General features: G+C 65.0%; 23 protein-coding genes. 9 read left to right on the top strand and 14 right to left on the bottom strand.

Going from position 1 to position 26,105, the window contains the following annotated elements:
* Position 1 precedes the first annotated feature (1 nt).
* Positions 2-2,326, bottom strand: coding sequence for a DUF1217 domain-containing protein (locus ACWGPT_RS17315; protein ID WP_452606874.1), 2,325 nt, complete (start codon positions 2,324-2,326; stop codon positions 2-4).
* Positions 2,327-2,602: 276 nt separating this feature from the next.
* On the opposite strand from ACWGPT_RS17315, the gene ACWGPT_RS17310 reads away from it, so the two are divergent.
* A complete protein-coding gene (locus ACWGPT_RS17310; RefSeq protein WP_452606873.1) occupies positions 2,603-3,169 on the top strand; it encodes a DUF6101 family protein in 567 nt (188 codons plus the stop codon).
* A gap of 59 nt (positions 3,170-3,228) precedes the next feature.
* Here ACWGPT_RS17310 and ubiA read toward each other — a convergent pair whose 3' ends face one another.
* From ubiA to ACWGPT_RS17295, 3 genes are all read right to left on the bottom strand, one after another.
* A complete protein-coding gene (gene ubiA / locus ACWGPT_RS17305) occupies positions 3,229-4,182 on the bottom strand; it encodes a 4-hydroxybenzoate octaprenyltransferase (RefSeq protein ID WP_452606872.1) in 954 nt (317 codons plus the stop codon).
* Positions 4,183-4,272: 90 nt separating this feature from the next.
* Positions 4,273-5,529: a class I SAM-dependent methyltransferase gene (locus ACWGPT_RS17300; RefSeq protein ID WP_452606871.1), complete on the bottom strand. Its 1,257-nt coding sequence runs from the start codon at positions 5,527-5,529 to the stop codon at positions 4,273-4,275.
* A 154-nt stretch (positions 5,530-5,683) separates the two neighbouring features.
* Positions 5,684-7,990, bottom strand: a complete 2,307-nt coding sequence (locus tag ACWGPT_RS17295) for a Tex family protein (RefSeq protein ID WP_452606870.1) — start codon at positions 7,988-7,990, stop codon at positions 5,684-5,686.
* Between the two features lie 145 nt (positions 7,991-8,135).
* Here ACWGPT_RS17295 and purD point away from each other — a divergent pair, with 145 nt between their 5' ends.
* Positions 8,136-9,404: a phosphoribosylamine--glycine ligase gene (gene purD / locus ACWGPT_RS17290; protein ID WP_452606869.1), complete on the top strand. Its 1,269-nt coding sequence runs from the start codon at positions 8,136-8,138 to the stop codon at positions 9,402-9,404.
* Between the two features lie 88 nt (positions 9,405-9,492).
* Positions 9,493-9,933 carry a plant virulence effector HPE1-like domain-containing protein gene (locus tag ACWGPT_RS17285; RefSeq protein ID WP_452606868.1) on the top strand — a complete coding sequence of 147 codons (441 nt, stop codon included), beginning with the start codon at positions 9,493-9,495 and terminating at the stop codon, positions 9,931-9,933.
* A 95-nt stretch (positions 9,934-10,028) separates the two neighbouring features.
* On the opposite strand, the gene glyS is transcribed toward ACWGPT_RS17285, so the two are convergent.
* From glyS to ACWGPT_RS17240, 9 genes are all read right to left on the bottom strand, one after another.
* The gene (glyS, locus tag ACWGPT_RS17280; protein ID WP_452606867.1) at positions 10,029-12,311 is read right to left on the bottom strand and encodes a glycine--tRNA ligase subunit beta; all 2,283 of its coding nucleotides are present in this window, start codon (positions 12,309-12,311) and stop codon (positions 10,029-10,031) included.
* 115 nt (positions 12,312-12,426) lie between these two features.
* Positions 12,427-14,349: a DUF2207 domain-containing protein gene (locus tag ACWGPT_RS17275; protein ID WP_452606866.1), complete on the bottom strand. Its 1,923-nt coding sequence runs from the start codon at positions 14,347-14,349 to the stop codon at positions 12,427-12,429.
* 12 nt (positions 14,350-14,361) lie between these two features.
* Positions 14,362-14,913: a LemA family protein gene (locus ACWGPT_RS17270; protein WP_452606865.1), complete on the bottom strand. Its 552-nt coding sequence runs from the start codon at positions 14,911-14,913 to the stop codon at positions 14,362-14,364.
* A 74-nt stretch (positions 14,914-14,987) separates the two neighbouring features.
* Positions 14,988-15,944 (bottom strand): glycine--tRNA ligase subunit alpha, encoded by a 957-nt coding sequence (locus ACWGPT_RS17265; RefSeq protein ID WP_452606864.1) that lies wholly within the window; start codon positions 15,942-15,944, stop codon positions 14,988-14,990.
* 125 nt (positions 15,945-16,069) lie between these two features.
* A complete protein-coding gene (locus ACWGPT_RS17260) occupies positions 16,070-16,627 on the bottom strand; it encodes a TRADD-N-associated membrane domain-containing protein (protein WP_452606863.1) in 558 nt (185 codons plus the stop codon).
* A gap of 123 nt (positions 16,628-16,750) precedes the next feature.
* Complete coding sequence (locus tag ACWGPT_RS17255; RefSeq protein ID WP_452606862.1) at positions 16,751-16,945, bottom strand: hypothetical protein; 195 nt, start codon at positions 16,943-16,945, stop codon at positions 16,751-16,753.
* A gap of 28 nt (positions 16,946-16,973) precedes the next feature.
* Positions 16,974-17,831 carry a S49 family peptidase gene (locus ACWGPT_RS17250; RefSeq protein WP_452606960.1) on the bottom strand — a complete coding sequence of 286 codons (858 nt, stop codon included), beginning with the start codon at positions 17,829-17,831 and terminating at the stop codon, positions 16,974-16,976.
* Between the two features lie 77 nt (positions 17,832-17,908).
* Positions 17,909-18,688 (bottom strand): tRNA1(Val) (adenine(37)-N6)-methyltransferase, encoded by a 780-nt coding sequence (locus ACWGPT_RS17245; RefSeq protein WP_452606861.1) that lies wholly within the window; start codon positions 18,686-18,688, stop codon positions 17,909-17,911.
* Positions 18,685-18,915 carry a putative signal transducing protein gene (locus ACWGPT_RS17240; RefSeq protein ID WP_452606860.1) on the bottom strand — a complete coding sequence of 77 codons (231 nt, stop codon included), beginning with the start codon at positions 18,913-18,915 and terminating at the stop codon, positions 18,685-18,687. Before ACWGPT_RS17240 ends, ACWGPT_RS17245 begins: the two co-directional genes overlap by 4 nt.
* Positions 18,916-19,013: 98 nt before the next feature.
* On the opposite strand from ACWGPT_RS17240, the gene ACWGPT_RS17235 reads away from it, so the two are divergent.
* The 4 genes from ACWGPT_RS17235 to moaB all read left to right on the top strand — a co-directional run bounded on the left by ACWGPT_RS17235 (position 19,014) and on the right by moaB (position 23,425).
* On the top strand, positions 19,014-20,030 hold the full coding sequence (locus ACWGPT_RS17235; protein ID WP_452606859.1) for a polyprenyl synthetase family protein: 1,017 nt from the start codon (positions 19,014-19,016) through the stop codon (positions 20,028-20,030).
* A 98-nt stretch (positions 20,031-20,128) separates the two neighbouring features.
* Positions 20,129-21,958, top strand: coding sequence for a tetratricopeptide repeat protein (locus tag ACWGPT_RS17230; protein ID WP_452606858.1), 1,830 nt, complete (start codon positions 20,129-20,131; stop codon positions 21,956-21,958).
* 5 nt (positions 21,959-21,963) lie between these two features.
* Complete coding sequence (locus ACWGPT_RS17225) at positions 21,964-22,875, top strand: 4-(cytidine 5'-diphospho)-2-C-methyl-D-erythritol kinase (RefSeq protein WP_452606857.1); 912 nt, start codon at positions 21,964-21,966, stop codon at positions 22,873-22,875.
* 1 nt (position 22,876) lies between these two features.
* Positions 22,877-23,425 carry a molybdenum cofactor biosynthesis protein B gene (gene moaB / locus ACWGPT_RS17220; protein WP_452606856.1) on the top strand — a complete coding sequence of 183 codons (549 nt, stop codon included), beginning with the start codon at positions 22,877-22,879 and terminating at the stop codon, positions 23,423-23,425.
* A gap of 3 nt (positions 23,426-23,428) precedes the next feature.
* Here the strand turns inward: moaB and ACWGPT_RS17215 are convergent, their stop codons facing one another.
* Positions 23,429-23,947, bottom strand: coding sequence for a glycosyl transferase (locus tag ACWGPT_RS17215; protein ID WP_452606855.1), 519 nt, complete (start codon positions 23,945-23,947; stop codon positions 23,429-23,431).
* Positions 23,948-24,077: 130 nt separating this feature from the next.
* Here ACWGPT_RS17215 and ACWGPT_RS17210 point away from each other — a divergent pair, with 130 nt between their 5' ends.
* Together ACWGPT_RS17210 and ACWGPT_RS17205 are read left to right on the top strand one after the other, a co-directional pair.
* The gene (locus ACWGPT_RS17210; protein WP_452606854.1) at positions 24,078-25,235 is read left to right on the top strand and encodes a PA0069 family radical SAM protein; all 1,158 of its coding nucleotides are present in this window, start codon (positions 24,078-24,080) and stop codon (positions 25,233-25,235) included.
* A gap of 154 nt (positions 25,236-25,389) precedes the next feature.
* Positions 25,390-26,055, top strand: a complete 666-nt coding sequence (locus tag ACWGPT_RS17205; RefSeq protein WP_452606853.1) for a ribonuclease HII — start codon at positions 25,390-25,392, stop codon at positions 26,053-26,055.
* Positions 26,056-26,105: the final 50 nt, after the last annotated feature.

The raw sequence follows: 26,105 nt of genomic DNA, 5'->3' as shown, positions 1-26,105 counted from the left end.
GTCAGCGCCGCACCTGGGAGAGCGCCCAGAGGGTTTCCGCGCTGATGCCGGTATAGGCGCCGTTCCCGGCCAGGATATCCACCGGCGAGGGGCCGATCGACCCGTTCTCCAGATCGTACATGATGGTGAACCGCTGGATCATCTTGCGGACCTTTTCCGGGTCCTTGAGGTCGTTCAGGTCGAGGTTCTTCTCGACGAGCAGCGCCTGCTTGTCGATGTCCATGGAGCCGAGCTCCGTCGGCAGGCTGAAGGCCACCCGGAAGAACTCGGTCAGCGCCTCGTCGCCGAGGATGGCGTAGGGATCGGTGATGGATTCAGCCATCCGCTCGAAGTAGAGCGCGAGGCGCACGCCGGCGTTTTCCTGGCCCTGCTCCGTTTCCAGCGTCTGGCGCAGGTAGAGGTTATGGGTCTCGATCTCCTTCCCGCGCCCCTGGATGCCGGCCTTTCCGTTGCGATCGAGATTGCCGTATTCGTCGAAGTTGAACGAGCCCAGAAGTTCGGCGAACGCGGTATCGGGCTGCTGATTGACGAAGCTGTTCGGATCATCGAGATCGGACGTGAAGATCTGCTTCAGGAAGTCGTCCGTGAGGGTCGAGGCATCCATGCCCTTCGCCGTCAGGACGAAATCCACGAGCCGGCGGTCGGCGAGGAACTCGCCCAGCGTTTTGATGCCGCTCATGGTCTGGGTGTAGTAGCTCGATTCCGCGTCGGCCTTCTCACGCGCCGCGACCTTCTCGTCGCCCTTCAGGAAGCGCGTCTGTTCGACGATATAGGCCTTCGCGGTCTCGGTGATGGTCAGGGTCGATTGCGCCTGGACCGGCGCCCCTACCCCGCCGTCCTTCGTAAAGTTGAAGGCCTGCGCCAGCGTCAGGAAGCGTTCGTCCTTCAGCCGGTACACGTAGCTCTTGGGATCGGAGAGATCGCTCTTGAGGACGTTCTTCAGCGTCAGCATCGAAACGGTATCGGGATCGATGCCGACCGCCTTCAGCGCAAATCCATAGATCGCCTTGTCGGACAGGAAATCCTCCACCGAGGTGACGGCGGCCATTTCCGACTTGTAGAGCTTGATCGCCTTCTCGTCCGCCTCTTCCTGCTTGTCGTCGTAGCGGTTGAAGTAGTTTCTGGACGTCACGGCGGTCTGCCCCGCCGTCTGCGCGACCGGCCCCTTCAGGCTGCCGTCGGTGTTGAAGTTGAAGGCGTTGGCAAGCTCCAGGTACTGGGGGCGCTCCTTGGCGTAGAGGTTGGCATAGCTGTTCGGATCGGCCAGGTCGCTCGTCAGGATCTGTTCGAGCGTCGACTTGACCACGTAGACTTCGTTCAGGTCGAAGGCCTTGCGCAGATAGTCGTAGATGCGCGGGTCGTTCAGCAGATCGGTCACGCTGGTGACGGTGGCGATCTTGCCCTCGAAATAGTCCCGCTCGCGAATGGCCGAGGCCCGCGTCTGGCGCGGCTGGCCGAGCAGGTAGAGGTCGGTGGTCGCCGTCAGCTGTGCCTCGGTCTGGGCCGCTCCCTTGGTCGATGTGCCGTCAGCGGCGAACTCGAAGGCGCCGGCTAGGTCGATATGCGCCTGGGTGGAGGCGATCGCCTTTTGGTAGGCGGCGATCTCGAGCTTCAGCGAGGCCTTCTTCTCGATATGCTCCTTGGGATTGGTCCCAAGCGCCGTCAGGTCGGCCTGCGCCGTCACCAGCTTGGCCGTCAGATAGGCCATCTGATCCCGCATCACGGTGTTGGTGTAGCTCGCAGGGTCGTTCTTGTCGCTGGACATGGCCTTGCGGACGACATCGTAGGAAAAGACGGAATCGTCGATCCCCACCGCATCGAACACATAGCGGCGGAGCCTGTCGTTCCGCAGGATGTCGTCGACATGATCAACCTGCGCCATCATGACCTTGTAGTAGCGCGTTTCCTCCGCCACTTCGTCCTGCATGGAGACGATGTACTGATCATAGAGGTCCAGCAATTCGTCGCGCTGGGAGACCGACTGCGCGATCGCCTTGTCGCCGGAGGAGAAGTTGAAGGCGGCCGCGAAATTCTTGTAGCGGTCGTCGGTGAGCAAGTTGGCGTAGCTGTTCTCGTCCGAGAGGTCGCTTTCAAGGACCTTCTTCATGAAGGCCTTGCCGTAGGTCATCTCCTCGAGACCGTGGGCCTTCATGGCGTAGGAGTAGAGCCGGTAGTCGCCGAGGAATTCGTCGATCGTTTTCACATTGCCGATGTTTTCCGCGTAGTAGGCCGCTTCGCGCGCCACCATGTCCCGACTTGCGACACGCTGAAGGGTCTTGGACATGTCGCGGTTGACGAGGTCGTAGCTGAGATATGTCGAAACCATGGACAGCGCTCCGGTCACAGTATTGCCGACCGCAGCATGCCCGACCTTGCTTGCCCGGGGCTTTTGCAAGCCGACCGGCGCGCACCAGGCCCGTTCACCTTCTGGAAACCCAGCAGGCTTGGCCTTTGATAACCATTCGCCGAGGCAAAACTTCCTTAACCGCGATTTTTAAGCGGTCTCGCATGGAGCCGCCCGTATGGTCTGCCGATTAGAGGACAAAAGTCCCGCACGAGAATCCGGAAACGGCTCTCAGGTAAAACAAGGGTAGCATACAAGATGACAAACACGGTTCTGAAGCCTGCCTGGGCAGGCTCCACGCTCAGGCTCGACCCGACGCGGTTTCCGCAACAAGTCACCTATGCCATGCGCGATACGGCCGGCGATGTCGTGATCACCATCGACTCGCGGGGTGCGGTGCTGCGCAAGACGCTGCCGTCGAGCGGGCTGCCGCTTTCCTTCGCCCTTCCCGCCCGCGCCTTCAAGGGTGTCGCGGCGCGCGCCATCGACCATGGCGACGGCCAGGTCACCGTTACCCTGGAACTGCATCACGAGGATGCCGAACTCTGCATTCCGCTGCTGGTCGCCCACGACCTTTGCGACATCGCGGCCGACTGGCGCAGCTGGTCGGAGGCCTTCCGCATTCCCATGCTGATGGTGGAGGCCGACGGGGTTGCCCGTCCGCTCGAAAACCACCTCGGCGATGTGCGCACGCAGGACGCAAGACCGCGCCGCCGCCATTCCTACTTTGCCGCCCGTCGCCCGCGCTTCCTGGTCCGCCGGACCACCGGAAAGCTCGGGGTGACGATGAAGATCGAGGGCAAGGAGATCATCGCGCGACGCTAGCCGATCCACCGCCGCCCGCGTTGATGCTGGAGCCCGGCGCCGAGCCGGGTTCCTGCGTTTCAGGCGAAGGGCAGCGCCAGGACCAGGCCCGCGAAGATGACCGCGCCGACCCGCGTGTTGAGCTTGAAGAGTTGCAGGCACTGGTCCGGATTGTCGATGTCGAGGACGAGGATCTGCCAGGCAAACATCACCGTGGCGACCAGCAGGCCGAGATAGGCGATCAGGCCCGCGCCCGCCCCGAGATAGGCCGCAAGCAGAAGAACCAGGGTAAGTGCGTAGAGGCCGATGAGCCAGGCCCGGGTATTGGCGCCGAACAGGCGGGCGGTGGACCGGACACCGACCAGGGCGTCGTCTTCCTTGTCCTGATGCGCATAGATCGTGTCATAGCCGATCGTCCAGGCGACCGAACCGAAATAGAGCAGGACGGGCGCCCATGACAGGCTCCCGAAGAGCCCTGCCCAGCCCATCAGCGCACCCCAGGAAAAGGCGAGCCCGAGGAAGAACTGCGGCCAGTCGGTGAACCGCTTGGCGAAGGGATAAATCGCCACGACTGCCAGCGACAGTATCCCGAGCAGGATCGAGAAGCCGTTGAACTGCAGCAGCACGAGCAGGCCGACAAGCGCCTGGACGACGAGGAAGACCTTGGCCTCGAAGCGGCTCACCCTGCCCGACGGCAGCGGCCGCGAGCGGGTCCGGGCAACGGCGTTGTCGATGTCGTGGTCGACGAGGTCGTTATAGGTGCAGCCGGCGCCGCGCATGGCGACGGAACCGACGAAGAACAGCGCCAAATGAAAGAGGAATAGACCGAGGGGCAGTTCTCCCCGGCCCGCGGCAACGTTCGCGGCGAGCGCCGAGGACCAGAAGCAGGGCCACATGAGCAGTTGCCAGCCGATCGGCCGGTCCCAGCGCGCGAGCTGCGCATAGGGCCATGCCGCCCTCGGCAAGACGCGATAGACCCAGTTGTCGGAGGGCGCGTCGTAAACGCGGCCATTGAGATCGTCCGTATTCGTCATGCGCCGGTCGTAACCCGCCTCCCGAGCCACCGCAAGGGCGGCAACAGCGCCTGCCCGTTCCCTGGCCCTGCCCGTTTCCAGCCCCCTTTCCTAGAAGGCCACCGGCTCCAGTGGGGCGCGGGTGGCCTCGAACGATTTCAGCTGCGCCTCGCGCTCGGCGATGTAGTCGCGATTGTCCGGCACGGCCATGCGCTTCCTGGTGAGCTGCATCTGGAAGATGAAGAAGTTCTCGTGGGTGAAGGCCATCTCGGCGCCCGCCAGGTAGAATTCCCACATCCGCACGAACCGCTCGTCATAGATGGCCGCCGCCTCCTCGCGCCTCGCCATGAAGCGTTCGCGCCACATACGCAGCGTGTGGGCATAGTGCATCGGCAAGATCTCGACGTCGGACACGAGAAGGCCGGAACGCTCGACGGCGGGCATGACTTCCGCGAGCGAGGGAATATAGCCGCCCGGGAAGATGTACTTCTCTATGAACGGGTTGTTGTAGCGCGCCGGATAGGGCTGGCCGATGGAATGCAGGAGCATCACCCCGTCTTCATCGAGAACCTCGCGGGCCTTGCGGAAATAACGCCCGAAGTTCATCCGGCCCACATGCTCGAACATCCCGACGGAGACGATGCGGTCGTAGCGGGTGCCTGGCGACAGGTAGTAATAGTCCTGAAGCTCGAAGCGGACCTTGTCCGAAAGACCCCGCTTCGCCGCGCGGTCGCGGGAGACGCGCAACTGCTCCTGGCTCAGCGTGATGCCGGTGACGTCGACGCCAGCCGATTCGGCGAGGTACATCGCCATTCCGCCCCATCCGGAGCCGATCTCCAGGACCTTCTGGCCGGGCTCGGCGAGAAGCTTCGCCGCAATGTGCCGCTTCTTGGCGAGCTGCGCCTCGTCAAGGCCGATGCCGGGGGGATTGAAATAGGCGCAGGAATACTGCCAGTCCTCGTCGAGGAAGAGATTGAAGAGCTTGGCGCTGAGGTCGTAGTGGTGGGCGACATTGCGCTGGTTGCGGTTGATCGGGACGCCGTGCCGGACGCGCGCCTCCGCGATCCGCAGTAGCCCGCGCCACATCATTCCCGGCGTCAGGCCCTCGCTCAGGGTGTTGTCCTTGACGACCGCGAGCAGTTCGTAGATGTCGCCCTCCTCGAAAACGAGACGGCCGTCCATGTAGACTTCCCCCAGCTTCAACTGGGGATCGGAAGCGATTTCCTCTTCCGCCTCGGTATCGGTAAAGCGGATCGCGACCGACCGCCCCCCTCCACCGCCGATTACCTGCGTACCCTCCGGGCCGCTGACAGTCACTCTTCCCTTCCGGATGATCTTGGCGAGAAGTCGACGCAGGGATGAGGCCATATTTCACCTCCGAACGAAGTCTAACTTGCAGATAACAAGGAAATACTCGCCTTCGACCGGGTGACAAGAACGTGAACGCAAAAAAGATCGCACGAAAAAGAATGCCGTCCAACGTGGTTGAGCGGCATTGTTTTCTGCGAGGAGGGAAAACCTGCTACCGACGCTTCAACGCCTCGGCGAGCGCGGCACCGAGGGCGCCCTGCGAAGACGATGCTTTCGGCTCCGCCTTCATCTGGCGCGGATTGGGACGTTGCGCATCGCGCTGCGGCCCGCGAGGCGCCGGCGCCGCCTCGCCGCCATCCCGGCGCATGGTCAATCCGATCCGCTTGCGCTTGACGTCCACCTCGACGACGCGAACCTTGACGACATCGCCGGCCTTGACGACCTCATGCGGGTCCTTGACGAAACGGTCGGCCAGCTGGGACACGTGCACCAGCCCGTCCTGGTGGACGCCGATGTCGACGAAGGCCCCGAAGGCGGCGACATTGGTGACGGTTCCCTCCAGCAGCATGCCCGGCTTGAGGTCGGTGATCTCGTCGACGCCTTCCGCGAAGGTGGCAGTCCTGAAGCTCGGGCGCGGGTCACGGCCGGGCTTCTCCAGCTCGGCGAGGATGTCCTTCACCGTCGGCAGGCCGAACTGCTCGTCGATGAACTGTCGCGGGTCGAGCTTCTTCAGGGCGGCGCTGTCGCCCATCAGCGAGCGCAGGTCGCGACCGCAGGCGGCGACGATCTTCTTGGCGACGCCATAGGCTTCCGGATGCACGGCGGACGCATCCAGCGGCTCCTTGCCGTCCGGGATGCGCAGGAAGCCTGCCGCCTGCTCGAAGGTCCGGTTGCCGAGGCGGGCGACCTTGAGAAGTTCCCTGCGGCTTGCAAAGGGACCGTTCTGGTCGCGGTGCAGGACGATGGCATCGGCAATCGAGCGGCTGAGGCCGGAGACCCGCGAGAGGAGCGGCGCGGACGCGGTATTCAGATCGACGCCCACCGCGTTCACCGCATCCTCGACCACGGCGTCGAGCGAACGCGACAGCTTCCCCTGGTCGACATCGTGCTGGTACTGGCCGACGCCGATGGACTTGGGCTCGATCTTCACAAGCTCGGCCAGCGGATCCTGAAGGCGACGGGCAATGGACACGGCGCCGCGGAGCGAGACATCGAGTCCGGGGAATTCGGCGGCGGCGGTTTCGGAGGCCGAGTAGACCGACGCGCCGGCTTCCGAGACGATCACCTTGGTGGGCTTAGGAGCCGGCAGGCTCGCCAGCATGTCCGCGACCAGCTTTTCGGTCTCGCGGCTGCCGGTCCCGTTGCCGATCGCAATCAGCTCGACCTTGTGCTTGCGAACGAGCGAGGCAAGCTCCGCCTGCGTGCCGCGGACGTCGTTGCGCGGCGGAAAGGGATAGACCGTCGTGGTCTCCAGCAGCTTGCCCGTGCCGTCGACGATCGCCACCTTGACGCCGGTTCGGATACCCGGGTCGAGGCCCATGGTCGCGCGCGAGCCGGCCGGCGCCGCCAGAAGCAGGTCCTTGAGGTTGCGGGCAAAGACATGGATCGCCTCCTCCTCGGCCCTTTCGCGCAGTTCGCGCATGAGGTCGAGGGAAAGCGAGGTCGAGAGCTTCACGCGCCACGTCCAGCCGGCAACGTCCATCAGCCAGCGGTCGGCCGCGCCCTTGTCACCGATCTCGAAGGCGGCGGCGATGATGCGCTGCGCCGGCTTGACCGGCGACGGATCATCCTGGTCGACGTCGATGGACAGCGTCAGCACTTCCTCGTTCCAGCCGCGCAACATGGCGAGCGCCCGGTGGCCCGGCGCCGTCGCCCAGCGTTCGGAATGGTCGAAATAGTCCGCGAACTTGGCGCCGGCCTCCTGCTTGCCATCGACGACCTTCGCCCGCAGCAGGGCGCGTTCGCGCATGTGCTGGCGCAGGCGTCCGAGAAGATCGGCATTTTCCGAGATCGTCTCCGCGACGATGTCGCGCGCGCCTTCGAGCGCCATCTTCACGTCCGTTACCTCCCCGGCGACATATGCTTCCGCGAGGCGTGCCGGGTCCGCCGTACGATCGGCCCAGATCGCTTCCGCCAGCGGGCCAAGGCCCCGCTCCCGTGCGATCTCCGCGCGGGTGCGCCGCTTCGGCTTGTAGGGAAGATAGAGATCCTCGAGTTCCGCCTTGGTGGACGCGCTGGCAAGCCTGGCCGCCAGTTCATCGGTCATCTTCCCCTGCGAGGCGATGGAGTCGACGACGGTTGCCCGGCGTGCTTCGAGCTCCCGCAGGTAGACCAGCCGCTCGGCAAGGGTGCGCAGCTGGGTGTCGTCGAGGCCGCCGGTCACTTCCTTGCGGTAGCGGGCGATGAAGGGGATCGTCGCGCCTTCGTCGACGAGGCCGATGGCGGCGGTGACCTGTTCCGGCCGGGCGTTGATTTCAGCGGCGATCGCGGCGGAGAGGAAACGGATGTCGGCGGCCATGGCAGTCTCACAGTTCTCAGGGAGGCGCGACCATAATCAAACTTTGCGGCATGGCAACGCCGGGAGGCGGCGATTCCACAGGATGCGCTTGACCTTTGTCCCCCCTCCCCTTAACCGCCGATGAAACATCAAGAGAGGGCAAGAGATGAAGGTTCTGCTGATCGGCTCCGGTGGACGCGAGCACGCGCTGGCCTGGAAACTTGCCCAATCGCCGAAACTGACCAGGCTGTTCGCTGCGCCCGGCAATCCCGGCATCGCCGAACATGCCGAACTCGTCCCGCTCGACATCGACCGCCAGGACGACGTGCTGTCCTTCTGCCGGGAAGAAGGCATCGATCTTGTGGTCGTCGGCCCGGAAGCGCCGCTCGTCGCGGGGCTTGCGGACCGGCTGCGGAAGGGCGGCATCGCGACCTTCGGGCCCTCGGCGGCGGCGGCACAGCTCGAAGGCTCCAAGGGCTTCACCAAGGACCTCTGCGCCCGCTACGACATCCCCACCGGCGCTTACCGGCGCTTCACCGAGGCAGAGGCTGCCAAGGCTTATGTGCGCGACCAGGGCGTGCCGATCGTCATCAAGGCCGACGGGCTCGCGGCCGGCAAGGGCGTGACGGTGGCGATGGCACTCGACGAGGCGCTCGCCGCGATCGACGACTGCTTCTCCGGCGCCTTCGGCGCGGCTGGCGCCGAGGTCGTCGTCGAGGCCTTCCTCGATGGCGAGGAGGCGAGCTTCTTCTGCCTCAGCGACGGCAAGACGGCGCTGGCCCTTGCCACCGCGCAGGACCACAAGCGCGTGGGCGACGGTGACACCGGCCCCAATACCGGCGGCATGGGCGCCTATTCCCCGGCCCCGGTGATGACGCCGGATATGGTCGAGCGGACGATGAAGGAAATCATCGAGCCGACCATCCGCGGCATGGCGGAGATGGGGCATCCGTTCACCGGCGTCTTCTTCGCGGGGCTGATGATCACCGCCAAGGGCCCGGAACTCATCGAATACAATGTCCGCTTCGGCGATCCGGAATGCCAGGTGCTGATGATGCGCCTGAAGAGCGACCTCCTGCCGATCCTGCATGCGGCCGCGACCGGCACGCTCGACCAGGTCGGCGCTGAATGGTCGGAGGATGCCGCACTCACGGTGGTAATGGCGTCGAAGGGATATCCCGGCTCCTACGAGAAGGACACGCCGATCGGGCCGCTTCCCGCGACCGGCAGCGGCGAGATGATCTTCCATGCGGGCACGGCGCTGAAGGACGGCAGGCTGGTGGCGACAGGCGGACGCGTGCTGAACGTGACGGCGCTCGGCAGGACCGTCGCCGAGGCGCAGGCGAAGGCATACGCGCTGGTCGACCGCATCTCCTGGGAGAACGGTTTCTGCCGCCGCGACATCGGCTGGCGGGCGATCGATCGCCGCGACTGATCTTCTTTACCTGAGCTTAACCAGTTTTGCTGACGGGATCGCAATCCCTGGCGCGATAGATTTCCTCGACCATGAGAGGAGCTGTGCCATGCGTCATCTGCTAACGAGTGCCCTGATCCTGGCGGCTGCCCCGGCGCTTGCCTCGTCGATCACGCCTCTCGACAGCCATGGCGAACGCCACAGCGTCATCGTCAAGCACTGCGAGGGCTGCCCGCCTCCAAGGCCCAGGGAGGACCTTTCCCGCTACAAGGTACCGGTTCTGGAGACAGGACCGCAGAAGACCGAGATCGTCGATATCAACGGCGAGAAGAAGATCGTTCGCACCGACGCCTGGCTGGGCGGCTCGCCGGTCGTGCATGTAAGCAAGATGCAGGAATGGATGCTCGGAGAACCGACGGCGATCGCCGGCAGCGCCGGGCAGGACGGCATCGACCTTGACGCCACCGTGGGTGCGGTAGAAGCCGGAACGACGGCTCCGCCGGCAGCGCTTGACCCCGAGGCCTTCACGCTGCGCCCCGGCGCGCCGTAAGCGGGCGCTCCTGATCCTGATTTTCGGGTTCAACCGGACCGCAGGCGGGCAAGCCGCCGGATCGACCGGCGGCTTTCTCAGCTCGTGACGTGACCTCAGCCGGCGATCCTGGAGAAGTCCGCGACCGTCGCCGTCGCTTCACGGATCGCCTTCAGGAGAGCCAGGCGGTTGGCGCGGATCGCCGTATCCTCGTCATTGACGAGGACGTCCTCGAAGAAACGGTCCACCGGCGCGCGCAGCATCGACAGGGCCTGCATGGCGGCGCGGAAGTCTTCGCGCGCCACGGCCTGCGAAGCCTCGCGGGATGCGGCCGATATCGCGCTCCACAGCGCCTTCTCCGCATCGAGGCGCAGGAGTTCGTCCGAGACGCCATCGGCCACCACCGTGCCCTTCTTCTCCTCGGCGGCAAGAAGCTGCGTCGCGCGCTTGGTGCCGGCGAGCAGGTTGATGCCGTCCTCGGAGGTGATGAAGGCGGTCAGCGCCTCGGCGCGGCGGGCGACCATCAGCAGGTCGTCGGCATCCGGCGTCAGTACGGCGTCGATGATGTCGTGGCGGGCGCCCTGGTCGCGCAGGTAGACCTTGAGGCGGTCGTGGAAGAAGGCGAGCAGGTCGGTAATCACGTCGGCTGACGCGTCGACCACCGGAAATGTCTCGTTGATGGAGCTATTGTCCGCGAACGCCCTTGCCTCGTCCGAACCCTGGTCGGCGGCAGAGGTTGTCGGGGCGGACCGTGCCGAGGGAAGCGCCGCGCCCATGACCTGCAACAGGTTGAGCCTTACTCCGCGCTCCAGCAGGATGCGTACGACGCCCAGCGCCGCGCGACGCAGAGCATAGGGGTCCTTGGAACCGGTCGGCTTTTCGTCGATCGCCCAGAAGCCGACCAGCGTATCCAGCTTGTCGGCGAGCGCCACGGTGATCGCCACCTTGTCGTCCGGCACGCGGTCGGAAGGTCCCTGGGGCTTGTAGTGATCCTCGATGGCGGCCGCGACGGAGGGGTTTTCGCCCTGGAGGAGCGCGTAGCGGCGGCCCATCAGCCCCTGCAGTTCGGGGAATTCGCCCACGGCCTCGGTGCGCAGGTCCGCCTTGGCGAGGACCACTGCGCGATCCACCAGCGCGGCATCGGCCCCGACGACGGGCGCCAGTTCCCTGGCCAGCGCGCGTATGCGGGCAACGCGCTCTCCCTGGGTGCCGAGCTTGGCATGGAATGTGACGTTCAGCGCATCGAGCTTGGCCATCCGCTGGTCGAGCGGCTTCTTCAGGTCGAGGCCGAACTTCTCCGCGGACGCCGTGAGGTCCTGAAGGTCCGGCAGGTCGCCCTGGTCGCGGGTCCAGAAATGCTGGGCATCCGAGAGGCGCGCCCGCACGACCTTGCCGTTGCCGTGGATGATTTCCTTGCCGCCGTCCCTGGCGTCGATATTGGCGACGAGGACGAAGCGGTTGGAGAGGCCTTCACCGCCCTGCGGCCGGGTGACGAAGCACTTCTGGTTCGTCTTGATCGTCAGGCGGATGATTTCAGCGGGAATGCCGAGATATTCCTCTTCGAACTCGCCCATCAGCACATGCGGCCACTCGACGAGGCCGGATACCTCTTCGAGCAGGCCCTCGTCCTCGACCAGTTCCAGCCCGTTCGCAAAGGCAAGGTCGCGGGCATCATGCAGGATCACGTCCTTGCGGCGGTCCGCGTCGAGCATGACCTTCGCCTTCTCGAGGCTCGAGACATAGTCCTCGAAACGGCGCACGGTGATGGGCTCCGGCGCGTGGAAGCGGTGGCCATAGGTGACATTGCCGGCGACGAGGCCGTCGATCTCGAAGGCGATGACCTGGGTTTCATCGTGCTCCGGCCCGAAGACGCAGACGATCGACTGCAGCGGGCGGACCCAGCGCAGGCTCTCGGAGCCCTTGCCCTCGACGCCGCCGTAGCGCGTGCCCTTCGGCATGGAGGCCGCTCCCCAGCGCATGGACTTCGGCCAGGGGAAGGTGCGGATGATGCCCGGCATGACATCCGCGATGATCTCTTCCGCCGGACGGCCCGGCTTCGACAGGACGGCCACGTAGAACTCGCCCTTCTTCGGGTCGCTGACGACCTGCGCCTCATCGACCGAGGACAGGCCGGCCTTGCGCAGGAAACCCTGCACCGCCTGCTCGGGCGCCTTGGTCGACGGCCCCTTGATCTCCTCGCGCTGATCCGCCGAGCGCGCCGTGAGCCCGCGGATGTCGAGCGTCAGGCGGCGGGGCGTCCAGTATTCGCGCGCGCCCTCATAGGTAAGGCCTGCCTCGACGAGAGCATCGGTGACGAGCTTTTTCAGATCAGCCGCCGCCTTGCGCTGCATGCGGGCGGGGATTTCCTCGGAGCGGAGTTCGAGAAGCAGATCGGGCATGATGAATATCTTTACGCTGGATAGGGTGGGCCGGACTTAGCAAGCCTGCCCGGAAATGTCATCATCAGGATAGACAAAACCGGGCCGCAGGGCATGGCTGCGGGCAGAGGTGTACCTACCAGCCGCCGCCGCCACCACCGCCGCCGCCACCACCCGAGAAGCCGCCGCCGGAGGAGAAACCGGAGGACGACGAACTGGCTGCCGGAGCGGGAATGGTCGAGGCGATGGTGGAGGCCATGGAGGAGGAAAAGCCGCCGATGCGGTCACCGAACCCGGTGGCGCTGTCGCCGCTGTACCATGTCGGCGTATAGGACGCGGCAGCGGCGCCGGCGGCCGCCGTAGCGAGCCAGGTCTCGAAGGTGCGGCTCCAGGGTTTCTCAACTCCCAGCGCGACCGCGTAGGGAAGCAGGGTTTCGAAATGCTGCGGCGACATTTCCGGCGCGCCGCGCATGTTCATCCGGTCCTTTTCCGCCAGCGTGAGATAGATCCGCAGACCCTCGATCTCGTCCATGCGCCGGCGGCCGAGGGGTGTCGGAGCGCCCATCAGGAAGAAGAAGATGACGTTGATCAGGACGATGCCGCCCACCGCGACGAGCGCGGGCCAATGGGTGTCGGCCGTAAACTCCGTCAGTGCAACCAGCAGGACCCCGGAGATGACCGAGATCGCGATGAAGCCGAACACGCCGACGAGGACGATGCTGACGATCTTCGACAGGAGCGATCCGCCCCGTCGCAGCCCGCGTCCGATCTTGACGGCGACGCGGCCGAAGACGGCGGCGAAGAAGACCGGCACCGCCAGAATGAAGAGCAGGTCCGGCTCCACGTTGCCGAACAGGAGAAGGGCGCCGAGCACGACGAGGCTGAGGACGACGCCTCCCGTGACGTATCCCGCATTCGAGCGGTAGTACCTGCCGCGATGCTCCTTCTCGATCGCGGCGCGGAAGTTGCTGCCGACCGTCTGCACCCGCGTGCCGTTCTCCTTGTCGATGACAAGTTCCTCGCCGGGCCCGCCGATATCCTTCAGGAGCGCGGCCTGCCCTGCCGGCAGCGGCTTTGCAGGGATCTTGTCGGTGCGGCGGATTATGATCGAGTTCTTCAGGTCGTCGAGGGTGACGTATCCCTTGACGGCGAGGTCGAGTGCGCTGGCCGAAAGAGCCGTCCAGCCGGCGCCGGAAAAGCCCTTGTTGTCTACGTAGTTCACCAGAGCCGGCGAAAGGCCCTCGGGCGGGTCCCAGCGCGGCACCACGATTCCGCCGGCCGGGTCTCGCCCGACGCGCAACCAGTTGCGCGCGTAGTAGAGCGCGACGAGCGCCAGTCCGCCGAACCCGAGGATGGCGTTGATATTGTCGCGGAACCACCAGCTGCGAAGGTCGTCTGCGGATGGCGGGGCGATCACGCCCTTCTCGATGCCGACGACGATCGTCAGGCCTTCGTTCGGCGCCAGAGGCCGGGTGGTGGCGAAGACGGCGGAATTGTCCCTCACGCGCATCGTGACGTCGGTGTCGGCGGCGCCGCGCGGACCCGTATAGGCGACCGTGTCGGTTATTCGCGCGCCCTCCGGCAGGGTTACCCGCGCCGAAGCCTGTTCGATGCGGAAGCTCCAGCCGTTGCCGGTGACGTTCCAGTAGAGTTCGTCGTGATCGTCGAAATAGCGGATCTGGCGATCGGTCCGGTAGGTGATGACGTAGGTATGCTCGCCGCGGTCGAGGAACACGTCCTCGGAGCCGGTATAGATGCGGATGCCGCCGGTGATGCTTTCCGTGCGCCAGTTCTCCGGCTCCCCGTCGCGCGTGACGGACAGGACGTCGAAGCCGACACGCACCGTGCGCCCTTCGTCGTCCTCCATCGTCAGTGGGAAATCGCGAAAGATGCCGCGCCGGATATCCCGCCCCTCGGCATTGACGGTGATCGTTTCGGCGACCGTCAACTCCCCGTCCGCCGCCACCTGGATATCCGAGTGGTAGGAGAGAATGACCTCCGCCGCCGCAGCGGGAAGGACGAGGGCCAGCCAGACAAGGGCCGAAAACAGCAGGCGCACGGGCTTACCGATCTAGAACTTGACGGCCGGGACGGCGCGATCGGCAGGATCTTCGATCTCGAAATATTCCCGCTTGGAGAAGCCGAACTGGCTGGCGATGATGTTGGAGGGAACGCTCTCCACCTTGACGTTCAGGTCGCGGGCCGCACCGTTATAGTAACGCCGCGACATCTGGATCTCGCTTTCGATGGTCTCCAGCGAATTCTGCAGTTCGAGGAAGTTCTGGTTGGCCTTGAGATCCGGATAGGCTTCGGCGAGCGCGAAGAGCTTGCCGAGCGCCTGGGAGAGCATTCCTTCCGCCGCGGCACGACCAGCGACGTCACCGGCGGGAACCGCCTGGGCGCGGTTGCGCAGTTCCACCACTTCCTCAAGCGTGGACTTCTCGTGCGAGGCATAGCCCTTCACGGTCTCGATCAGGTTGGGGATGAGATCGGCGCGGCGCTTGAGTTGGACGTCGATGCCCGACCAGGCCTCTTCCGCCATCTGTCGCGACCTGACGAGGCCGTTGTAGAGAAAGATGCCGTACAGGACGACCAGTACGACGATGGCGAGCAGGATATACATCCGAGTGTCCCCCGAAAAAACAGTGGTTTGGGCGGACACTAGAAAGCTTTTCAGACAGCGTCAAACGGTCGCTGTCAGGCTGCCTCGCGGCCCATCTGCGCGCCGCCTGCATCGGTCAGCAGGAAGGCCTCGCCGCAGGCCTTGGCGAGCGTCCTGACCCGCAGGATATAGCTCTGCCGCTCCGTGACAGAGATCACGCCGCGTGCATCCAGCAGGTTGAAGACATGGCTCGCCTTGATGCACTGGTCGTAGGCGGGGAAGACGCACCGGTGCAGCATCTGGTTGGAATTGTCGCCGGGAGCACCCGCCGCGAGAAGCGCCAGGCACTCCTTCTCCGCATCGACGAAGTGACGGTGCAGCATGGCGGTATCGGCGAACTCGAAGTTGTGCCGCGAATATTCCTGTTCGGCCTGCAGGAAGACGTCGCCGTAGGTGATCTTCTCGTCGCCTTCGCGGCCGTTGAAGTTCAGGTCGTAGACATTGTCGACGCCCTGGACGTACATGGCCAGGCGCTCCAAGCCGTAGGTGAGTTCGCCGGAGACCGGCGAGCACTCGATGCCGCAGACCTGCTGGAAATAGGTGAACTGCGAGACTTCCATCCCGTCGCACCAGCATTCCCAGCCGAGACCCCAGGCGCCGAGCGTCGGGCTTTCCCAATCGTCCTCGACGAAGCGCACGTCGTGCAGCAGCGGATCGAGCCCGATCGCCTTCAGCGAACCGAGATAGAGTTCCTGCAGGTTGGACGGGTTGGGCTTCAGGATCACCTGGTACTGGTAATAGTGCTGCAGCCGGTTGGGGTTTTCGCCGTAGCGCCCGTCCGACGGGCGGCGCGAAGGCTGCACATATGCGGCCTTCCACGGTTTCGGCCCGAGCGCCCGCAGCGTCGTGGCGGGATGGAAGGTACCGGCACCCACCTCCATGTCGTAGGGCTGTAGCACGGCGCAGCCCTTGTCGGCCCAATAGTTGTGGAGCGCGAGGATCAGCCCCTGGAAGGAGCGGGTCGGGGACATGTGGTCAGGAAGGTCGGTCATTGCATCGCCGCGATCGTGGATTTCGATGCGGACGAGTGCCACGCGATGCGGCGAGGGTCAAGGCCCGCGCGGCGCGCGGGCGGCGATAGGCCCGGCGGGGGATCGGCCCGGCGGGGATAGGCAATTCAGGCCAGACGCTGTCCCGTCAGTCCCGAACGCTTCATGATCAGCTGCGAGATCATCTGGTCGCGGCGGTTGGGATCGGAGATCTTCGCCACCAGTCCGATGATATCGCTCGTCATGCGGGTGTCGCGCTCGGTCTTTATGGCTTCGGTCATCTCGCGCTGCGCCCGCAGGGACGTCAGGAAGAAGACCGCGGCAACCACCTCGACAAGAAGGGAGCCCAGCAGGCGGAGGATGTTCTCCTCCCACGAATAGCGGGCGACGCCGATGATGCAGAACACGATCATCAGCAGGCCGAGGATCGAGACGATCAGGCTGAAATACAGGCTGAGGTTCGCCCTGCGGACCTGCCCGTCCACCAGTTCGTCGAACCGACCGAACGGATCCGCTTCAACCGGGGCCGGGACCGGCGCCTGCATGTAGCCATTGTGCTCGGGGTAGGCGTAGGGCGTTTTCTTCATGGCCAACACGAGGAAATAGACGATGCAGGCGCATGCAAACAGCAGGATTGCAATGAGAACCGAAGTTTCGAGCCCGTCGATAAAAGCACTCCGCTCCATTTGCACATCCAGAGGCGCCACAAGTTGGCTTTCGTTAACACCTGATTTTCAGGGGCTCAACCTATGACGGACGAATGGGGTGATTAAGCTGTTCATAACCGACGGATGTTCTCGAGCGGCTTCCTAATCCTCCTCGTCGCGCTTGACGCGGTACTCGCCGGTGACAGGGTCCTTCACCAGCGTTCCCAGCGCACCGGTCTCGCGCTCCTTCTCGCGCTCCCTCGCCCTTTTCGTCAGCTTCTCGGCGTCGCTGACGAAGCGGCGGTAGAGCAGCCAGCCACCGCCGACGATCAGGATGAAGAATATGAGCTGTACCATGGTCCCCTCGCCCTCCGGCCTTGGTCTCTCAGAGGCCGTATCGGCTCCACAATGCCTTTTCCTCGAGCGTTTCGGCAAGACCGGCCACCGCGCCGGCACCCATCTCGCCCGCGCCGGATACGACACCGGGGAGCCTGCGGCCGAAGATATTGCGGGCGCCGCCGATCAGTTCCAACCGCGTCTTGGGGCCGTAGCGGCGCTTCAGCGTGTCCCGCATCTCGCCCATCCCGTCGACGAGCCCGAGTTGCTGGCCCTTCACCCCGGTCCAGAACAGGCCGGAGAAGATCGTGTCGTCATCGGCAAGCCGGCTGCCGCGGCGGGCCTTGACCATGTCGATGAAGACCTTGTGGATCTCCAGTTGCAGCGTCTTCAGGTATTCGACGTCACCTTCCTTCTCGGGCTGGAAGGGGTCGAGAATCACCTTGTTCTCGCCCGCGGTATAGACGCGGCGCTCCACGCCGATCTTGCGCAGGAGTTCGGGGAAGCCGAAGCCGCCCGACACGACGCCGATCGAACCGACGATGGATGTCGGGTCGACGAATATCTCGTCACCGGCAAGCGCGATCATGTAGCCGCCCGAAGCCGCGACGTCCTCGACGAACATCAGCACCTTCTTGTTCTTTTCCTCGGCGAGCGCGCGGATGCGCTGGTAGATGAGCCGCGACTGGACCGGCGAACCGCCCGGCGAGTTGATCGATATCGCGACCGCCGGGGCGTCCTTCCTCGAAAAGGCCTTCTCAAGCACCGGCGCTACGGATGCGAGGTTCAGTGTCGGGCGAAGCTGGCTGCCGCCGGTCATGATGACGCCCTGGAGCCGGACGACGGGGATGGCGATACCTTCCTTGCGGAATCGCTTGGGCAAGACGCGCGACAACAGACCGACCATTTCAGACCCTTCGTTCATGACAATACTGTCGCAGATGTATGACCGGTTCGGCGAAACACAATGGCAGGGCCGGTAATTCAGCGCCTGGAGGGCCCTCGGCGGGCGATCACGCGACGACCGTTGTTCAGGTCGTCCGCTTCGGCCGTGAAGGCATGCCCGTCGTCTCCATGCAGGAGGAGCGGGGCACGAAACAGAAGGCGCGCGCGGGAACCCTTGATCGCCGTCACGAGAAGCCTCGTCGCATCGGCGCCCGGCCGCGGATGGACGACGGTAATTTCCAGCCCGCCGAAGCGCCGGCCGCAGGCGGCGATGATCTCCGCGACAGATTGCGGACGGGCGATCAGCGACAGCTGTCCGCCCGGTTTCAAGACCGCGCCGGCGGTCCTGATCCACCCCTCGAAGAGCCCCTCATCCATCGCATGGGCCTCGGCCTTCAGCGAATCGGGCGTGGTGCGGTCGGAGGGATCGTTGAAGGGCGGGTTCATGATGACATGGTCATGGGCGTCGTCCGCCAGTCCGGCGGCCACCCTCGCCTTTCCGCGGCTGGTCACGTCCGCCTCAAGTACGCTCACCCGCGGAGCAAACATGGCGTTCTGCGGCAGGGAAAGCGTCTTGCGGGCGTAGGACGCCATCAGTTCGGAGCGTTCGACCAGCAGGACGGTCGCCTGCGAAAGCCTGGAGGCGACGGCAAGGCCCGCCGCGCCGGCGCCCGCACCGAAATCCACTACGCTTACCGGACCATCCGCGTCGACCAGGGACGCAAGCAGCATGGCATCCACGCCAGACCGATGCCCGATGCCCTTGGGCTGCACGACATGAAAACGGCCGCGATGAAACGCGTCGACTGTCTCCTTCATGCCTGCGGCTCCCGCAGCTCCCCGCCGAGGCCCGCGTCGCTAAGGATCTGTCTCGCCTCGTCGGCCCGGTCCGCCTCGACGAGAAAACGGCGCGGCAGCAGCCCCAGCGATCCTTCGAGAATGCTCATGGTCTGGTCGGCGATCATGCAGTGGATGCCGGCGTCGCGGATCAGGCTTTCGGCATAGGAGAGAAGCACGACATCGTTGGTGCGGATGAGTTCCTGCATTGATCCCTGTTCACATTTGAATGTTTGGCAATTCGTTCGCGGAACGGTATAGGCCAGTTCTACAGATCATCAGGGAATTTGAACAGGAGACCGGAACCTTGGGCGTCGTCGTACCGCTTGAAGAAGGCAAGAAGAAGCCGGCTTCCGTCAAACCACTCGTCGATCTTACCAAGAGCGACATGGAGAGGGTCAACCAGTTGATCCTGTCCAAGGCGGGCTCCGACGTCCAGATGATTCCCGAAGTCGCGAACCACCTGATTTCCTCGGGCGGCAAGCGCCTGCGGCCGATGCTGACGCTGGCGGCCGCCTCGATGTTCGGCTACGAGGGCGAAGCCCACGTGAAGCTCGCGACCAGCGTCGAATTCATGCATACCGCGACGCTCCTCCACGACGACGTGGTGGACGAAAGCGACCTTCGCCGCGGAAAGTCGACGGCCCGGACGATCTGGGGCAACCAGGCGAGCGTGCTGGTCGGCGACTTCCTGCTCGGCCAGGCCTTCCGCATGATGGTCGATGTCGGCTCCCTCGATGCGCTCGACGTCCTGTCCACCGCCGCTTCGGTCATCGCGGAGGGAGAGGTGCTGCAGCTTTCCGTCGCCAAGAACATGGAGACGACGGAGGACGACTATCTGGCCGTCATCCGCGCCAAGACCGCGGCACTCTTCGCGGCAGCGGCCGAGGTCGGCCCGATCGTCGCGGAGGCCGACAAGGCCGGCCGCAATGCCATGAAGTCCTACGGGATGAACCTCGGCCTCGCGTTCCAGCTGGTCGACGACGCGCTGGACTATGGCGGAACGGCGGCCGATCTCGGCAAGAATGTCGGCGACGACTTCCGCGAGGGAAAGATCACGCTCCCGGTCATCCTTTCCTATCGCCGCGGCACGCCCGGCGAACGGGAATTCTGGCGCAAGGCGATCGAAGGCGGCGACAGTTCGGAGGAAAACCTCCAGCAGGCGATGGAGCTTATCAAGAAATACGACGCGCTGAACGACACGATCGCGCGGGCCCTCCATTACGGCACGATCGCCCGCGACGCGCTCGCTCCCCTGCCCGCATCGCCCCACAAGGCGGCTCTCCTGGAAGTGATCGATTTCTCCATCCAGCGCGTGAATTGAGCGGCCCGCCGCAAAGCAGGCTTTATTGCGGTCCGGTACCAAAAAAGCCATGCTGTCGGTGAATCACTCGATGCAGGACGTTGATGAAAGGCACCTCAATGCGGCAAATTTCCAAGCTTTCCCTGCTTTGCGGCACCGCGCTGGCCGCGGCCCTGCTCCTTGCGGCCGCGCCGAATGCGGCGACGCCCGAGGGAAAGCCCGCCGAGGAGCCGGTCAGCTTCGAGCCGGCCAAGGTACAGTCGTTCGCGGGCGCCTTCCTCGCCGCCCGCACCGCCGACGTCGACCATGACTATCCGACCGCGATCACCCTTTACCGCAAGGCGCTGGACTTCGATCCGGCCAACCTGGAAATCCGCGAACGGCTGATGATCGCGCTCCTCCTGAACGGCCAGTTCGAGGAAGGGCTCGCCGAGGCCGAAGCCCTGAAGGATGATGAGGCGGTCGAGCGCATCACCACGATCGTGCGCGGGCTCGATGCGATCCGGGACGGTCAGTTCGACGAAGCCAAGGAAATGCTCGCCTATGACGGGCCGAACGATCTCGACAAGCTGACGCATACGCTGATTTCCGCCTGGGCCGACGTGGGCGCCGGGGACGAGAAGAAGGCCCTGAAGACCGTCAGGGAAATGACTGGCCCCGACTGGTTCAAGGTGTTCACGGACTATCAGCTCGGGATGATGGCGCTTGTTTCCGGCGATAACTCTGCTGCCCGCACGCATCTGACGGCTGCCATCACCAACGAGGAAGCGGTCGCAACGGCGCCGGACACATTCATGCGCGCCGTCATGGCGCTCGCGCGGCTCGAGGCTTCCGAGGGCAATATCCAGAAGGCGCTCGACGCCATTTCCGTCGGCGACGGGATGATCAGCAACTACGCCCCGCTCAAGGCGCTGCGCGAGAGCATATCGAAGGGCGAGAAGCCCGCCCAGCAGATCACGGATGCGTCGCAGGGCGCCGCCTCCGTGCTGTTTTCCATCGGTGCGGCGCTGAACCGGCAGGGTGCGGAGGACATGGTCTCCCTCTACCTGCAGGTGTCGCACGCGCTTGATCCGGAAAGCGCCGACACGCTGATCCTCCTCGGCGGCATTGCCGAGAAGCTGGAAAAGCCCGAAAGGGCGATCAGCTACTATGAAAAGGTGCCGACGGGCTCGCCGATGCGGCGGATCTCGGAGCTCCAGCTCGGCCTGGCGCTTGCCGGCTCGGAGAAGACCGAGGAGGCGCGCGAGCACCTGAAGGCGCTGATCGAGGCCGATCCCTCAGACATCCGCAGCTACCTCGCCTATGGCAGCGTCCTGTCCGACGCCAAGGACTACGAGGAGATGGCGGCGAACTACGACACGGCTGTCGAGATCATCGGCCCCGTTCCCAAGCAGAAGGACTGGACGATCTTCTTCCAGCGCGCGATCGCCTATGAGCGGCTGAAGAAATGGGATCAGGCCGAGCCGAACTTCAAGAAGGCGCTGGAGCTCAATCCGGAGCAGCCGCAGGTGCTGAACTATCTCGGCTATTCCTGGGTGGACATGAACCGCAACCTCGAGGAAGGCCTCGACATGATCCGCCGCGCGGTCGAGCTTCGGCCGGACGACGGCTATATCGTCGATTCGCTCGGCTGGGCCTATTTCCGCATGGGACGATTCGAGGATGCGGTGACCGAACTGGAGCGCGCGGTCCAGCTGCGCGCCGGCGACGCGACGATCAACGACCACCTGGGCGATGCCTACTGGCGGGTCGGACGAAAGCTCGAAGCCGTCTATCAGTGGAACCGGGCACTGATCTCCGAGGGCGAGGACGTCAACCGCGACCAGATCAAGGCGAAGATCGAGAAGGGGCTGCCGCCTCTCGATCCGACCGCGACTACCGCCGACACCCGTTCGCCGGAGCCCGCGGCCCCTGCCCCCGCCCCCGCGCCGGCCAATAACAAATCCTGACAGCCGTGGACGCTTTCCCGCAGGCCTCGGACACCGGGCAGGATGAAGCGATCCTGCCCGTCCGCGAGCTCGCGCCGGCAAAGATCAACCTCGCGCTTCACGTGACCGGGCAGCGGGCGGACGGCTACCACCTGCTCGAGACCATCGTCACCTTTGCCGACATGGGCGACCGACTGGAGTTCCGGCCCGCCGACGAGGACCGGCTGACGCTTTCCGGGCGTTTTTCCGGCGCCATCGGCGGCGGGTCGGACAATCTCGTAGCCCGGGCGCGCGACGGGCTGCGGGCACTCCTTCAGGCGCGAGGCATCAAGACCCCGTCCGTCGCCATTCATCTGGAGAAGAACCTGCCGGTTGCATCGGGCATCGGCGGCGGCTCCGCGGACGCGGCTGCGACATTGCGGGGGCTCCTGCGCCTCTGGAATGCCGGCGATCTCGCCAGGGACGAAATCGAAACGCTGGCGCTGTCGCTCGGCGCGGATGTGCCGATGTGCCTTGCCGGCCGGCCGGCGATCGCCGGCGGGATCGGCGAGAAGCTGTCGCCCCTGCCGGACATGCCGCGATTTTCGATGGTGCTCGGCAACCCGCTTCGGGGCGTCTCGACGCCCGAGGTCTTTTCGCGGCTCGTCTCCCGGAACAATCCCGGGATCGCCCTGCCCGCGACCGGCGACTGGATGTCCATGCTTGCCGGCCTTCGCAACGACCTGGAACGCCCCGCCTGCGAACTGGTGCCGGATATCCGCGTGCTCTGCGACCTCCTTCGGGACTACGGCGCCTTGCTGGCACGCATGTCGGGGTCAGGCGCCACGTATTTTGGCATATTCACATCCATGGACAGCGCGGATCGCGCCACCGCGGCTTTGCAGGCTGCGAGACCGAACTGGTACTTCGCCTCGACACAAACGGTTGCCGGATCCTGACATGAACCGCATCGACGAAAACCGCCCCTTCATTCCCGTCGGCATCGCCGTGCTGACGGTTTCCGATACGCGCACGCCGGAGGACGACCGGTCAGGCGATACGCTGGTCGCGAGGATCGAGAAGGCCGGCCACGTGCTGAAGGCCCGCGCCATCGTCAGCGACGACAAGGAGAAGATCGCGGCCCAGGTTCGGGCGTGGACGCTCGATCCACAGATCGACGTCGTCATCACCACGGGGGGCACCGGATTTACCGGACGGGACGTGACGCCCGAGGCCCTGGAGCCGCTCTTCGAAAAACGCATGGACGGGTTTTCCGAGGTCTTCCACCGGATATCCTACGACAAGATCGGCACCTCGACCATCCAGTCCCGGGCGACCGGCGGCGTGGCGAACGCCACCTTCATCTTCGTCCTGCCGGGATCACCGGGTGCCTGCAAGGATGCCTGGGACGGGATTCTGCAGGCGCAGCTGGACTACCGGCACATGCCCTGCAACTTCATCGAGATCATGGCGCGGCTCGACGAGCACCTGAAACGGGGCGGCGGCTGAGCCTCAGCCCGGCGACCGCATGAACCGGGCGGGGATGACCTCGCTCGACAGCGTGACCGCCTTCAGCCCCGCCACCAGGGCCGCCAAATCCATGTCCGGCCCTGCAGCCTCCAGCGCCAGCCGCTTCGTCAGCAGGACGCCGTGCTCGAGCGGCTTTCTCCTCGCGAACATGCGCTTCAGGAACGGCGGGCGGAAATGGCGGGCGGGGGAAAAGCGTGCGGGCCTGTTGCCGGTCGCGACGTACTCCATCACCTCGTCGATCCATCCCTTCTGCAGGCGTGCGCCCGGCTCGATGACGAGGATCCACTCGCCTCTCGCCCCCTTGAGGACATCGGACAGCGTCCACTCGCGGTAGAACCTGCATCCGGCCGCATCGGCAACCCGCGCAGAACCGTCGGACGAGCCCCGGTCGAGAACCACGACATCGCTGACGAGCCCTTCCACCGCGCCCGAAACAAGGCCGGAAAGGGTCTGTGCCAGTTCGGCCTCGTTGTCCCTGCATTCCATCACGACAGTCAGCATGATCCGCTTCTATCGCATTGCGGCTTGCTTTTCCACAGCGCACTCCCCAAGTTTGTTCTTGCAATGTTCTCTTTTCTGGCCTAGGAATTTAATCAGGAGACCGGGAGCAAGGTCACCTTCGGAGCGTCACATGAATGAGCTGACCCATCTGCGGCAGGATGCCTTGGCGCCTGCCCATACGGCTGATATTGCCGATTGCCTGGTAAAGTCCTCCGGTCTCCGCATCGAGATCGACCGGCGGCGTGGCCGTGGTGCGGGCCTCAACCCGAGCGGGCGCTTCGAAGGGGAGCGCCGCGAGGTGTTCGACGACGGCTGGCAGACCCTGGAGGAGCTGGCGCCGTTCCGGACGGAAGTGCAGGTGGAAAAGCCTCGCACCGCGATAACCCGCAACGACTCTCCCGACATTTCCTTCGACCGGTCCATCAATCCCTATCGCGGCTGCGAGCACGGTTGCATCTATTGCTTTGCGCGCCCGACCCACAGCTTCATGGGCCTTTCCGCGGGCCTGGACTTCGAGGCCAAGCTTTTCGCAAAGCCCGACGTGCCGAAGCTTCTGGAGCGCGAACTCAGCCGCCCGGAGTACAAGGTCCGTGCGATCGCGATCGGCACCAATACCGATCCTTACCAGCCGATAGAGCGGGAATGGCGCATCATGAGGCAGATCCTCGAAGTGCTGCAGAAGGCCAATCATCCGGTCGCGATCGTAACGAAGTCGGCGCTGATCATGCGCGACCTCGACATTCTCTCCGACATGGCCTCAAAGGGGCTGGCGAAGGTCGGCATTTCCGTCACCACGCTGGACCGGAAGCTGGCGCGCACCATGGAGCCGCGCGCCTCGACGCCGACCAGGCGCCTGGAGGCGATCAAGGCACTCAACGATGCGGGTGTGCCGACCGCCGTCATGGTCGCCCCCATCATCCCCGCGCTCAACGATCACGAACTCGAGCGCATCCTGGACGCCGGTCACGCGGCCGGTGCGCGGGAGGCGAGCTACGTCCTTCTCCGCCTGCCGCTGGAGGTGAGCCCGCTGTTTCGCGACTGGCTGCTTCGCAACTATCCCGATCGCTACCGGCACGTCATGTCGCTGGTGCGCTCCATGCGCGGCGGCAAGGACTACGACGCCGAGTTCGGCAAGCGGATGAAGGGCTCCGGCCCCTATGCATGGCAGATCGGCCGCCGTTTCGAGATGACCACCAAGCGGCTCGGAATGGGCCGGCGCGGCCTGCCGCTTCGCGATGATCTCTTTGTCCGCCCGGATGGTGGCGGCATCCAGCTTTCGCTGCTCTAGCGATCGCGTTCCTGGCCCATCCAGGATTTCGGCGCGGGTACCGCCTCCCCCGCGACCGAAACGCCCCGGCCCCGCCTCCCCGTGGCGGGACAGTGTGCCGCATCACACCGGCCGGGGCTTGCAGGAAGTCGGGCGGACGTGCGAGTCTGCCGCCATGTTGGCTCGCACGTCCCCCGATTCTCCGATGCTGTTCGATGACGTCCCGCTCGTCCCGGACTTCAGCCTGGAACTTGTCGCCCGCAAGGCCGGCCACTGGCCGGTCGCGGGAACCGACGAGGCGGGCCGCGGGCCGCTCGCCGGTCCCGTGGTCGCCGCAGCCGTGATCCTCGATCCGGACAACATTCCCGATGGCCTCAACGATTCCAAGCAACTGACGGCGGCGCGCCGGGAGGAGCTCTTCGAGGTCATCATGGCGACCGCCGAAGTCTCGATCGCCGCATCCGGTCCACGCCATATCGACGAACGCAACATCCTGCGCGCAAGCCTCGACGCCATGCGCCGAGCCGTGGCCGGGCTTTCCATCCTGCCCGCGTATGTGCTCGCCGACGGACGGGATGTGCCCCAGGGTCTCTGCTGCCCCGGCCGGGCGGTCATCAAGGGCGATTCGCGGTCCGTATCGATTGCCGCCGCATCGATCATCGCAAAGGTGACGCGCGACCGGATGATGACCCGCGCCCACCAGGTCTTCCCGCTCTACGGCTTCGACAGCCATGCCGGCTATGCGACGCCGCAGCATCGCGCCGGGATCGAAGCCCATGGACCCTGCCTGCTCCATCGGATGAGCTTTCGCCCGCTCCGCAGGGATGAGGCCGCCGAATAGTCCGAAAGCATAACCGGCGCACGAAAAAAGGGCCGCGCGATGCACGGCCC

It is taken from the genome of Pseudorhizobium sp. NPDC055634, assembly GCF_053618655.1.
The sequence above is the reverse complement of the archived record's forward strand: the minus strand, read 5'-3'. Positions and strand labels throughout refer to the sequence as shown.